This window comes from Rhizobium sp. A37_96 (genome assembly GCF_053521765.1).
Window position 1 is genome coordinate 275,866 of the sequence record NZ_JBNWDS010000004.1, and the last position, 12,525, is coordinate 288,390.

Genomic DNA, 12,525 nt, shown 5'->3' on the forward strand with positions numbered 1-12,525 from the left:
TCGCCATTTCCGATACTTGCTGTATAGTTGCCCAATGAGGCTCCTGATCGTCGAAGACAACCGCGAACTGGCGTCCTGGCTCGGCAAGGCGCTGCGTCAGGCGCAATATGTCGTCGATATCGCCTATGACGGCGAAGATGCCGAGCACATGCTGAAAGTCGCGGCCTATGCCATCGTCATCCTCGATCTGTCGCTGCCGAAAATGGACGGGCTGACGCTGCTGAAGCGTCTGCGCCAGAGCGGCAACAAGGTGCCGGTCATCATCCTCACGGCCAATGCGAGCCTTGACGGCCGTGTCGCCGGCCTCGACAGCGGTGCCGACGATTATCTCGCCAAGCCCTTCGAGATCGCCGAGCTGGAGGCCCGCATCCGTGCCGCCGTGCGCCGCGGCCACGACCATGCGGCCCCCGAGATCGCCGTCGGCGACCTGCTGCTCGACGGCGGGACGCGACAGTTCTACCTGGCGGGCGAGGCGTTGGCGCTGACGCCGCGCGAACATGCGGTGCTCGAACATCTGGTCATGAAGGCCGGCACGACCGTCACCAAGGCGACGCTGTCGGAAAGCGTCTTCGGCTTCGACGATCTCGCCGATACCAGCGCCATCGAGATTTACGTGCATCGCGTTCGCAAGAAGCTCGAAGGCAGCACCGTGCAAATCGCGACCCTGCGCGGCCTGGGCTACCTGCTTCGCCATGCGCAATGACGAGGTGTCCCCGCCCCAAAGCGTTCTCGGCCGCGCCGTCGGTGCGCTGACGACGAGCCTTCGGGCGCAACTGTTCGCCTGGGTCGTGCTGACCCTCATCGGTGCGATCTGCATCAATCTCTATCTGAGTTTCCGTTCGGCGGACGCCACGGCCAATCTCGTCACCGACCGCACCCTGCTCGCTTCGGCACGCGTCATTGCGGAAGCCGTGCATGTCGATGCCAGCGGCACGGTGCAAATCGACATTCCGCCTGCCGCGCTGGAAATGTTCGATACCGGCTATGGCGACCGCGTCTTCTATCAGGTCGTGACCGCATGGGGAAACCTGGTCGCCGGCTTCCCGGACCTGCCTCGGCCGAAGCGGGACCTCATCGGCGAAGACCGGACGTTTCGGGCCGATGGCGTCCGCGTGCTCATGCTCAGCCATCCCGTGGTCGGCCTCGATCAGGACAGCACGATTTCCGTCGCCGTTGCCGTCACCCACAACAGCCAGTATGCAATGCGCCGCAGGCTGTGGCTGTCGGATTTCACCAAGCAGCTCGCGCTCGTCCTGCTTGCCGGCCTGGTGACCATCATCGGTCTGCAGCGCGGCCTTGCGCCGGTGCTGCGGCTGCGCGACGCCGTGCGCGAACGCGGCCGCGAGCGTCTGGATCCGCTGGACCCGCATATGGTGCAGAGCGAGCTTCGGCCGCTCGTCCATGCCCTCAACGATCATATGGAGCGGGTGCAGAACCAGATGGCGGCGCAACGCCGCTTCGTCTCGAATGCCGCCCATCAGCTGCGCACGCCGCTGGCCCTGATCTCGACGCAGGCAAGCGTTGCTGCCCGCGAAGCCGATAATAGCCGGCGCGACGAAGCGCTGACGGCGCTGCGTTCCAGCACACGGCAGGTAACCCGGCTCGCCAGCCAGCTTCTGACGCTTTCGCGCGCCGAACCCGGCAGCCGGCGACCGCGAAACGACACGATCGATCTCGCGGAGACTGCCCGGCGAGTGCTGGAAACCCTTGCCGAGGAAGCCCTGCGCCGCAACATCGATCTCGGGCTGGAGGCCGATGAAACGCAGGTGCATATCGAGGGCGACGGCACCATGCTGCGCGAGATGCTGGTCAATCTCGTCGACAACGCCCTGCGCTACACGCAGGCGGGCGGCCGCGTGACGGTCGGCATCGGCCGCGAAGGCGATACGGCTCTGCTATGGGTCGAGGACAACGGGCCGGGCATTGCGGAGGCCGAACGAGCCCAGGTATTCGAACGCTTCTATCGCATCATGGGCACGGAACCGGAAGGCAGCGGCTTGGGGCTCGCCATCGTCCGCGAAGTCGTCGACGGCGCCGGCGGCTCGGTCACGCTCGGCGAAGCGGCCGGCGGCGGCTTGCTGGTCAACGTGCGGCTGCCGGCTGTGTGAGAGCGCGAAGTGCGGTAATTGCAAGATAGTTCCCTCCCGCTCGCGGCAGGGCCGTCACATATGCGCCGGTCGATGCGGCATATACCTTCTCCCCAAGGGAAGAAGGGGTCTCATTTGCCGATAAAAAAAGGCCGGGCAAGATGCCCGGCCCCCGGCTTGGGAGGTGCCAGTAAAATGGCTGCTTAATGCGTGTCGAGGCTCTGCTGCGGACGCCAGCGGGTGATGTGGTTCTCGATCAGGGTCATCACGTATTCGGCGCCGAGCGTCACCACCATCACCAGGATGATTGCGGCGTAGAGGCCGGCTGCGTCATAGGTACCCTTGGCGATCGAAATCAGGTAGCCGATGCCGGCCAGCGAGCCGACGAACTCGCCGACGATCGCCCCGATGATGGCGAACGAGAACGAAACGTGCAGGCTGGCGAAGATCCAGCTCATCGCCGACGGCAGGATGACGTTGCGGGTGACCTGCCAGTTCGAAGCACCGAGAATGCGGGCATTGGCGATCATGTTGCGATCGGCTTCCCGCACGCCCTGGAAGGCGTTGGCGAAGACGACGAAGAACACCATGATGAAGGCGAGCGCCACCTTGGACGGCAGGCCGAGACCCATGATCATCACGAAGATCGGCGCAAGAACGACACGCGGGATCGAGTTGATCGCCTTGATGTAGATCGACAGGATATCGGAAGCCAGCTTGTTGCGGCCGAGAGCGACACCGACGAGAACGCCGGTCACCGAGCCGATGACGAAGCCGATCAGCGCTTCTTCCATGGTGACGCCGAGATGATACCAGAGCGAGCCGCTCTCCGTGCCTTCGGTGATCCACTCCCAGAGGCGCAACGCAATGCCATAGGGGCTGGAATAGAAGAACGGATCGATCCAGTGCAGATCGGACGCGAGCTGCCAGAGGCCGAGGATGGCGGCGAGAATGCCGATCTGCCATGCCAGCACGACGTATTTGCGGCGGGTCAGTGCCTTCAGCGCCGCGGCTTCGATTTCCGCATCCGAGGTGCCGGCGCGGAAGATCGGGGCATTGCCTGCTTCGAGAGCTGTGTTTGCCATGATCAATCCTCCCTTATGCCGCTTCCGCGGCACGGCGATAGCTGGTTTCGACCTCTTCGCGCAGGTCGTCCCAGATCGTCTTGCAATAATCGATGAAGTTCTGCTCGTAGCGGATTTCCGAGACGACGCGCGGGCGCGGCAGGTCGATCGTGTAGACCGACTTCACCGTCGCCGGGCCGGCCGTGAGAACATAGACCTTGTCGGCGAGCGCGACGGCCTCTTCCAGATCGTGCGTCACGAAGACGACGGAGGCCTGGCGTTCGGCCCAGAGCTTCAGGAGCTCTTCATGCATGACAGTGCGGGTCTGCACGTCGAGCGCGGAGAACGGCTCGTCCATCAGCAGGATTTCCGGCTCGTTGATGAAGGTCTGCGCCAGCGACACGCGCTTGCGCATGCCGCCCGAGAGCTGATGCGGATAGTGATGCAGGAATTTCGACAGCCCGACGCGGGCGAGCCAGTCCTTGGCGCTTCTTTCCGCCTCGGCCTTCGACTTGCCGCGAAACAGCGGGCCGGCCATGACGTTTTCGATGACGTTCTTCCAGGGAAAGAGCGCATCCGTCTGGAAGGCGAAGCCGACGCGCGGGTCGATGCCGTTGACCGGGCCGCCCATCAGGCGGACTTCGCCGGCGCTGGGCCTGGCAAGTCCGGTGACGAGATTGAGGGTCGTCGACTTGCCGCAGCCCGTCGGGCCGACGACGGCAACGAATTCGCCGCGCTCGACGGTCATGTTGAAATCGCGCAGTGCGGTCAGCGACTTGCCGGTCGGCGATACGAAACGGCGGCTGACATTGATAAGCTCGATCGCCGGCGTCCGGCGTCCATCCTGTTGCATGGTGCTGATCCTGACGCGTGCCTTTCGGGCGTGCACGCAAAGCCCAGTGAACTGCAAAGTCCCTTGAACTGCCGCTTCCAGCATTCGCCGGAAGCGGCGTTATGACTGCTTACTTGACGTTCTTGACGAATTCCGTCGTGTAGGTCTTCGACAGGTCGATCGTCTTGCCCTTGACGTTCTTGGAGAACTCGGAGAGCACGGCGAGAACGGTCTTCGGACCATCTTCCGGCATCACGCCATCCGGCGTGAACATTTCCTTGCCAGCGTCGAGGGCCTTGATGTAGCCGTCCTTGTCGCCGACGTAGAAATCCTTCGGCATCTTGTCGGCGATTTCGGCAGCGGAGTGCGTGTGGATGAAGCGCATCGTCTTGACGAAAGCATTCGCAAGCTTCTGGACTTCTTCCTTATGCGCGTCGACCCATGCGGCATCCATGTAGAGCGATGCGGCCGGATAGGTGCCGCCGAGCGCTTCCTCGGTGCCCTTGAGCGTGCGCAGATCGACGAGAACCTTGGCCTCGCCGGTCTTCAGAAGGCGCGAGATCGTCGGTTCCGTGGTCATGCCGGCCTGGATGGCGTCCTGCTGCAGGGCGGCGATGAAGGTCTGGCCGGCGCCGACCGGAACGGGCGTTACGTCAGCCGGGGAAAGACCGGCCTTGGAGGCCATGTAGAGCGTCAGGAAGTTGGTGGACGAACCGAGACCGGTCACGCCGACGCTCTTGCCCTTCAGATCGGCGAAGGACTTGATTTCCGGATGCTTGGCCGAGACCAGCTCCACCTCGCCCGGTGCCTGGCTGAACTGCACGACGGACTTGATGAACTTGCCCTTGGCCTGCAGGTCGACGCAGTGATCGTAGAAGCCGACGACACCCTGAACGGCGCCTGCCAGCAGCTGGTTCTCGGCATCGACGCCGGCGGATTCGTTGAGAAGCTCGACCTCGATGCCTTCATCCTTGAAGTAACCGAGGGATTCGGCAAGCTTGGCCGGCAGATAGATCTGCTTCTCGTAACCACCCACCATGATCGAAATCTTGTCGGCGGCATTCGCGGCCGTGGCTGCAAGCGAAGCAGCAGTCATGACGAGGGAAAGGGCTACGGTATGAAAAAGGGCGCGCGATGAACGCATCAATGTCTCCTCCTGTTTGAATAGCTGCGCCATGCGACGCTGCACAAAATGCGCTTCCTCCACGAAGCTCAGCCAACCTAGCGCGGGCAACCTTTCAGTCAGCTTTCAGCGCGCAATCCCGATAACGTGACGGCGCAATTTTATTCCACCGGCGCCGGGACCATAAATATGGTCGCCGATGTTTCCGCATAGCAGGATACCCGGCCTTGCAACGGGAAGCATCGTTCGATCTTGGCATTTCCCGCATTGCGGTTATCTTAGTGCATGCGCCTTTGCACAGGGGACCGATCCATGAAGACCATTGCCATAGCCTTGCTTCTGACAACGATCGCAACCGCCGGGCCGGCATCGGCAATCTCGCGCTACGAGTCGCTGGGCAAAACCTGCGCTGCCGTGCAGCAACTCGTTGCCGGCGAGCGTGCGGTGATACTGCGCTATCCCGCGCGGCGCGGCGGTCTCGTCCTCTACGATCGTTATGTCGCCGACAGCGGGCAATGCGGCATATCCGGTTATGCCGAGCGCACCTCCGTTCCCACGAAGGACAACCCGCAGTGCCCGGTCTATAATTGCAAGCCGTCTTCCACCTTCAATCCGCATTGACGCGAATCGTCTTTTCTGCGGTTTATGCGTGCGACGGAATTATAAAACATTACAGAAAAAGACCTTTAGTTGAGTCCCACCCATATTTAACGCACATTTTGCGGGCAGATAGAGCAGGCGCCCCTTCCCTTGAAGGGTCACGAGCATGGTGTTGTCCGCCAGCCCCTATTTGACAAGGAGATTGCGCAGTGAGTGCAAAAGTACCGAACCCGATCGATGCCTATGTGGGCTCTCGCGTGCGCACGCGTCGTCTTATGCTTGGCATGAGCCAGGAGCGGCTCGCCGAACAGATCGGCGTGACGTTTCAGCAGGTACAGAAATACGAAAAGGGCACCAATCGCATTGGCGCCAGCCGATTGCAGGCCATAGCCGGCGTGCTGGCGGTTCCGGTTGCCTTCTTCTTCCAGCAGGACACGACCCAGCCCCTGAACACGGACGGCCTCGGCGCGATCAACGGCCTTGAGGACCTGTCGGATTTCCTGACCTCCAAGGAGGGCCTCGGCCTCAACAAGGCCTTCATGAAGATCAACGATCCCAGCGTTCGCCAGTCCGTACTGATGCTGATCAAGTCGCTGGCAAACGCCTCCGAGCCTTTGGCGGACCATGTGCCGCACACGACGAGCTTGTCGGCAAGCCTTCGCAATTGAGATGTCGCCTTCGGGCATGGATGCCGATACGCGTGGCGTCGAGATACCCCGCACGAGTCGCCGCGCCGGTCCAGAGGCAAGTGCCTTCGCCTGAAGCCACATGAACACGTCGCGTATCAGGCAGCCCGCAGGCGCGATGGGCTTGTCATGCCCCTTCGGCCGCTTTTCAGGGCCATTTCGCGCCCTGTAATTGCAAACGCCGAATTTCGTCACAATCAAGACTCGTGTCACGCTGCATGTCACGCGCCAAGCCAGAAAACATCCGTTACGGTTTGCTCATGTTCTCGGCCGGATACGATTCGTCCGCCGGGAACGGGGGCAATAGAGGGCATGAAATGACAGCAGCACTTCCGATCGGAGCAGCACACCAGGATCCGGACTCGCTCAAGGAACTGGCATCAATCGCTCGGCTCATTACCTATGCACGGCAGAGCGCCAAGAACCTGAATGCGGAATTCCCTGTCTGGTGCCTGGATCTGGCACTTGGGGCCGTGCTGCAGGAAATGTATGCAAACGGCTTGCCGAACCCCTTGTTCGATGAGGGAACGGACACAGCAAACATCGTGGCACACTGAAAGAACGATCCCCACTTTTCCGGGACGGGCAACAATACCGATATGGCCGGATAGGCCATATCGGTATTGCTTTTCAATCAGCCGGAACTCTCTGGCAACAGCTTATCGGCAGCCTTTGCGCGGCTGAACGCCGGCAGTGAAAATCGCGATGCATTGGCGCAGGTGGCGCAGCCGTGTTTCGCGATCCGGCCAATCGTTCGGATGGCCCGGCTTGGAAATCATCGCACCGAAGATCATGTTCATGAGCATGCGCCCGCCGCTCGCGGCATCGTCGATCTCGATCACCCCGCGCCGCTGCTGTTCGGCAAGCCAGTCGGCCAGAATCCGCTGCGATTGCTGGGCGCCGTGGGTGTGCAGCAGCGTCGCAATCTCCGGAAATCGCTGCGATTCGCTGATGGCGAGATGAATGAAGGCATCGCGCTCCCGCTCCTGCTCTTCATCAATGTCGATCATGAAGATCTGTTCGAGCGCTTCGGCGAAAGGCAGATCCTCTTCGGGATCGCGCGGCAGGGCCAGCATGGATGCGCGATGCTCGGCGATGATCGCCATGAAAAGATCGCTCTTGCTCGGAAACAGCTTGTAGAGGGTCTGCTTCGAAATCCTGCATCGGGCGGCCACGAGATCCATCGTCGTACCGCCGTAACCAAGCTCATAGAAGGTCGCGCGCGCCTCCTTGACGATCTCGGCTCGGCGAGCATCGTCATTCACCGTTTTCGGGCGGCCGCGCGGGCGGCGCTTGATGGCCTGGTCGGCCTTGCCTGCTCGTTCTTTTGTCAGCACTTCCGTCTTGACCCCAACAGCCGAATGCGATTGACATTTGAAGCAGTATACATATTTTCTGTACGACTTGGTACTGTAAATAAGGCAACAGGAAATAGCAACGTGCGAAAGCTCGCTCCTCCCACTTCTGCACCCGCATATCCGACGATGTCCGCTCGCCTGTCAGCCGGCCGCGCTTCGATGACCATCGCAGGGCTTGTCGCTGCGGTGATGCTGGCCGGCTGCAACCAGCAGAATACCGCCCAGAACAACGCTCCCGCGGTCAAGACGGAAGTCAGCGCAATGGCACTGCATCCGCAATCCGTCGCGATCACCGCCGAACTGCCCGGCCGCACCAGCGCCTACCTCGTCGCCGAAGTGCGGCCGCAGGTCGGCGGCATCATCCGCAGCCGCAATTTCAAGGAAGGCAGCGAAGTCAAGGAAGGCGACGTGCTCTACGAGATCGATCCGGCCTCGTATCAGGCATCCTACGACAGCGCGGTCGCTGCCTTGCAGAAGGCGGAAGGCGCCCTGCCCAGCGCCCAGTCGAAAGTGGATCGCTACAAGAGCCTCACGGCGCAGGACGCCGTCAGCAAGCAGAACCTTGATGACGCCGTCTCCACGCTAGCCCAGGCGAACGCCGACATCGCATCCGCAAAAGCGGCCCTGGAAACAGCGCGGATCAATCTCAACTATACCAAGATGCGCGCACCGATCGCCGGCCGCGTCGACGCTTCCGCGGTCACGGTAGGCGCGCTCGTCACGGCAGACCAGACGACGGCGCTCACCACCATCCGCCAGCTCGATCCGATCAACGTCGACGTCACCCAGTCGAGCACCAATCTGCTGGAGTTCCGCCGCGCCATTACGGAAGGCCGCCTGAAGACCAGCGGCGACAATGTTTCGGTCCATCTGACGCTGGAAGACAACAGCCAGTATAAGGAAACCGGCAAGCTCGAATTCGCGGAAGCGGCCGTTGCCGAAACCGTCGGTACGATTACCGTCCGCGCCGTTTTCCCCAATCCGGACCGCGTGCTGCTGCCCGGCATGTACGTGCGCGCCACCCTCCAGGAAGGCATAGCCGAGAACAGCTTCCTTGTGCCGCAGCGCGCCGTGACGCGCAACACGAAGGGCGAACCGATCGCCATGTTCGTGACGGCCGACAACAAGGTGCAGCAGCGGGTGCTGAAGGTGCAGCGCAGCATCGGCAACAGCTGGCTGGTGAGCGAAGACATCAAGGACGGCGAGCGCGTGATCGTTGAGGGCAGCCAGCGCGTGCGCGACGGCCAGGAGGTCAACGTCTCTCCCGTGACCATCGACGATGCGACCGGCGAGGTGAAGCAGGCCACCGCCGACGGCAAGCCCGCGGAACAGGCCGCATTGGAAAAGGCCGACACCAAGAGCGCCTCCTCCGGCGCTCAGAAGTGAGGTAGAGGATGTCCCGTTTTTTCATCGACAGGCCGATCTTTGCCTGGGTCATCGCCATCGTCATCATGCTGGCGGGGGCACTTTCGATCCTCACGCTCTCGATTTCGCAATATCCGCAGATCGCGCCGACCAGCGTGCGCATTAGCGCCACCTATTCCGGTGCCGATGCCGCCACCGTCGAAAACTCGGTGACCAAGGTCATCGAGCAGGGCATGACCGGCATCGACAATCTCGACTACATGACATCGACCTCGACCTCGACCGGCCAGGCTTCGATCACGCTGACCTTCACCAACAAGGCCGATCCCGACGTCGCGCAGATGCAGGTGCAGAACAAGCTGCAGCTCGTCACGGCGCAGCTGCCGCAGGCCGTGCAGAACACCGGCATCATCGTCTCCAAGTCGACCTCGAACTTCCTGATGGTCGTCGGCTTCGTATCCACCGACGGCAAGCTGAACTCCAACGACCTTGCCGACTATATTTCCAGCACGCTCAACGATACGCTGAAGCGCATCGAGGGCGTCGGCGATACGCAGATCTTCGGCGCCGGCTATGCCATGCGCATCTGGGTGGACCCGGACAAGCTCGCCAAGTACCAGCTGATGGTGAGCGACGTCACCAGCGCGATCCAGTCGCAGAACTCGCAGGTTTCGGCCGGCCAGCTCGGCGCGCTGCCGCAGCGCAAGGGTCAGCAGCTCAACGCGACCGTAACGGCCAAGAGCCGCCTGCAGACGCCCGAGCAGTTCGAAAACATCATTCTTAAGAGCCAGTCCGACGGCGCGCTGGTGCGCCTCAACGATGTCGCCACTGTCGAGCTCGGGGCCGATAGCTACACCACGTCGAGCACCTATAACGGCCATCCTTCGGCCGGCCTTGCGGTGATGCTCGCCTCCGGCGCCAACGCCATCAACACGGCGGAGGGAGTAAGGGCGACCATCGACAACCTGAAGCAGACCCTGCCGCCGAATGTCGAGGTGGTCTACCCCTACGACACGACGCCGTTCGTGAAGCTGTCGATCGAGGACGTGGTCAAGACGCTGTTCGAAGCCATCGTGCTCGTCTTCATCGTCATGTTCGTCTTCCTGCAGAACATCCGCGCCACGCTGATCCCGACGCTCGCCGTCCCGGTCGTCCTGCTCGGCACGTTCGGCGTGCTCTCCCTGTTCGGATACTCGATCAATACGTTGACCATGTTCGGCATGGTGCTCGCCATCGGCCTTCTGGTCGACGACGCCATCGTCGTCGTCGAAAACGTCGAGCGCGTCATGGAGGAAGAGGGATTATCGCCGCGCGAGGCGACGATCAAATCGATGGAGGAAATCACCGGCGCATTGATCGGCATCGCCACGGTCCTTTCGGCCGTTTTCATCCCGATGGCCTTCTTCTCCGGTTCGGTCGGCGTCATCTACCGCCAGTTCTCGGTCACGATCGTCTCGGCGATGGTCCTCTCGGTCATCGTCGCCTTGATCCTGACGCCGGCCCTTTGCGCCACCATCCTCAAGAAGCCCCAGCACGGGTCCAAGGAAAAGGGCGCCTTCGGCTGGTTCAACCGCAACTTCGAGCGGGCGACGCATTACTACCAGCGCGGCATTCACGGGATGATCCGCCTCACCATCGTCTTCCTGCTGGCGTTCGTCGCGATCGGTGGCGCCGTCGGCTACCTGTTCAACCACCTCCCAAGCTCGTTCCTGCCGGACGAGGACCAGGGCATCCTGCTGACGGCCATCCAGCTTCCACCCGGCGCCGCGGATTCCCGAACCTGGGCCGTGCTCGACCAGGTGAAGGACTATTATCTCAATACCGAGAAAGACTATGTGGACGGCGCATTCGCGGTCGCCGGTTTCGGCTTCAGCGGTCAGGGCCAGAACGTCGGTATCGTCTTCGTGAGGTTGAAGGACTTCGAGCAGCGCAAGACACCGCAATCGAAGGCTCAGGCGATTGCCGCCCGCGCCATGGGCGCCTTCTCCAAGATCAAGGACGGTAGCGTTTTCGCGCTTGCCCCGCCGGCGATCCCGGGCTTCGGCAGCTCGAGCGGCTTCGACTTCTTCATCAAGGACATCAACGGTGCCGGCCATGCGGCATTGATCGCAGCCCGCAACCAGCTGCTCGGCGCCGCTGCGAAGAACGCCAAGCTGTTCGGCACTCGCCCGAACGGCCAGGAGGACACGCCGCAATATTCTCTGAACATCGATGAAGAGAAAGCAAGCGCGCTGAACATCCAGCTCTCCGACATCGACGCCACCCTGTCGACCGCATGGGGCGGCACCTACGTCAACGACTTCATCGACCGCGGTCGCGTGAAGAAGGTCTACGTGCAGGCCGACAAGAACTTCCGCATGCAGCCGGAAGATTTCGGCCGCTGGTATGTGCGCAATTCGGATGGCGCCATGGTGCCGTTCTCGGCCTTCTCCAGAGGCGAGTGGAACTATGGCTCGCCGCGCCTGGAACGCTACAACGGCTCGTCGGCCGTCGAAATCCAGGGCGCCGCCGCTCCGGGCGTTTCGTCGGGCGACGCCATGAACGAGATCGACAAGATCATGGCGAGCCTGCCGCCGGGCTTCAGCCACGAATGGACGAGCCTGTCGGCACAGGAAAAGCTCTCCGGCAACCAGGCAAGCCAGCTCTACGCGATCTCGATCCTGGTCGTCTTCCTGGCACTTGCCGCTCTCTACGAGAGCTGGTCGATCCCGCTCGCCGTCATGCTGTCGGTTCCGATCGGCATCTTCGGGGCGCTGCTGGCCGCAACCCTGTTCGGCCAGTCGAACGACGTCTACTTCAAGGTCGGCCTGCTGACGACCATCGGCCTGGCGGCGAAGAACGCCATTCTGATCGTCGAATTCGCCATCGAGCAGCAGAATCAGGGCAAGAACCTGATCGACGCGACGCTGGAGGCGGCCCGACAGCGCCTGCGGCCGATCCTGATGACCTCGCTCGCCTTCATCCTCGGCGTTCTGCCGCTGGCGATCGCCAACGGCGCCGGATCGGGCAGCCAGAACTCGATCGGTATTGGCGTCATGGGCGGCATGATCTCGGCCACCGTGCTCGGCGTCTTCTTCATTCCGCTGCTCTTCGTCTCGGTACGCCGGATCTTCAAGGGCAAGATCAGGTCGACGCCGACGCCGGAGACGGCGGCAACCGACAGCGGCGCCGCCACGCACTAACCACCGATATCCGTCCGCTCCCGGCATTCCGGTGCGGACGGCTTCGGCCTAAAATCAACCAAAAAGGGCTCCCGCCATAACGGGAGCCCTTTTGTTTTATAATGCAATGAAAAGCAGAAAGCCTTCCGGTGCAGGCACCGTGTGCGATGCTGCCTTTCCGAACGGCGCTGTATGGGCTTGAAAGCTGCCGCGGTAAGGCGGGCGGGACACGTCTGGCTCACCTCGACG

Annotated in this window: 11 protein-coding genes; 7 read left to right on the plus strand and 4 right to left on the minus strand. The window is 62.1% G+C overall.

From position 1 onward, the window contains the following. Positions 1-34: 34 nt before the first annotated feature. Positions 35-703, plus strand: coding sequence for a response regulator (locus tag ACQZ6J_RS15100; RefSeq protein ID WP_163987154.1), 669 nt, complete (start codon positions 35-37; stop codon positions 701-703). Next, positions 693-2,108 carry a sensor histidine kinase gene (locus tag ACQZ6J_RS15105; protein ID WP_449084647.1) on the plus strand — a complete coding sequence of 472 codons (1,416 nt, stop codon included), beginning with the start codon at positions 693-695 and terminating at the stop codon, positions 2,106-2,108. Before ACQZ6J_RS15100 ends, ACQZ6J_RS15105 begins: the two co-directional genes overlap by 11 nt. A 182-nt stretch (positions 2,109-2,290) precedes the next feature. Here ACQZ6J_RS15105 and ACQZ6J_RS15110 read toward each other — a convergent pair whose 3' ends face one another. The 3 genes from ACQZ6J_RS15110 to ACQZ6J_RS15120 form a co-directional block, all read right to left on the minus strand. Then, entirely contained in the window at positions 2,291-3,172 is an 882-nt protein-coding gene (locus tag ACQZ6J_RS15110) for an ABC transporter permease (protein WP_163987156.1), read from the minus strand. Between the two features lie 13 nt (positions 3,173-3,185). Continuing rightward, positions 3,186-4,004: an ABC transporter ATP-binding protein gene (locus tag ACQZ6J_RS15115; RefSeq protein WP_163987157.1), complete on the minus strand. Its 819-nt coding sequence runs from the start codon at positions 4,002-4,004 to the stop codon at positions 3,186-3,188. A gap of 109 nt (positions 4,005-4,113) precedes the next feature. Further along, a complete protein-coding gene (locus ACQZ6J_RS15120) occupies positions 4,114-5,127 on the minus strand; it encodes an ABC transporter substrate-binding protein (RefSeq protein ID WP_163987158.1) in 1,014 nt (337 codons plus the stop codon). 291 nt (positions 5,128-5,418) lie between these two features. Between ACQZ6J_RS15120 and ACQZ6J_RS15125 the strand changes: the two genes are divergently transcribed. From ACQZ6J_RS15125 to ACQZ6J_RS15135, 3 genes are all read left to right on the plus strand, one after another. Beyond that, positions 5,419-5,727, plus strand: a complete 309-nt coding sequence (locus ACQZ6J_RS15125) for a hypothetical protein (RefSeq protein ID WP_163987159.1) — start codon at positions 5,419-5,421, stop codon at positions 5,725-5,727. A 188-nt stretch (positions 5,728-5,915) separates the two neighbouring features. Next, positions 5,916-6,374 (plus strand): helix-turn-helix domain-containing protein, encoded by a 459-nt coding sequence (locus ACQZ6J_RS15130; protein ID WP_163987160.1) that lies wholly within the window; start codon positions 5,916-5,918, stop codon positions 6,372-6,374. Positions 6,375-6,709: 335 nt separating this feature from the next. Continuing rightward, the gene (locus tag ACQZ6J_RS15135; RefSeq protein WP_163987161.1) at positions 6,710-6,949 is read left to right on the plus strand and encodes a hypothetical protein; all 240 of its coding nucleotides are present in this window, start codon (positions 6,710-6,712) and stop codon (positions 6,947-6,949) included. A gap of 102 nt (positions 6,950-7,051) precedes the next feature. Here the strand turns inward: ACQZ6J_RS15135 and ACQZ6J_RS15140 are convergent, their stop codons facing one another. After that, entirely contained in the window at positions 7,052-7,729 is a 678-nt protein-coding gene (locus tag ACQZ6J_RS15140) for a TetR/AcrR family transcriptional regulator (RefSeq protein WP_449084648.1), read from the minus strand. A 147-nt stretch (positions 7,730-7,876) separates the two neighbouring features. On the opposite strand from ACQZ6J_RS15140, the gene ACQZ6J_RS15145 reads away from it, so the two are divergent. Together ACQZ6J_RS15145 and ACQZ6J_RS15150 are read left to right on the plus strand one after the other, a co-directional pair. After that, positions 7,877-9,136, plus strand: a complete 1,260-nt coding sequence (locus tag ACQZ6J_RS15145) for an efflux RND transporter periplasmic adaptor subunit (RefSeq protein WP_163987163.1) — start codon at positions 7,877-7,879, stop codon at positions 9,134-9,136. Between the two features lie 8 nt (positions 9,137-9,144). Then, positions 9,145-12,297: an efflux RND transporter permease subunit gene (locus tag ACQZ6J_RS15150; protein ID WP_449084649.1), complete on the plus strand. Its 3,153-nt coding sequence runs from the start codon at positions 9,145-9,147 to the stop codon at positions 12,295-12,297. Positions 12,298-12,525: the final 228 nt, after the last annotated feature.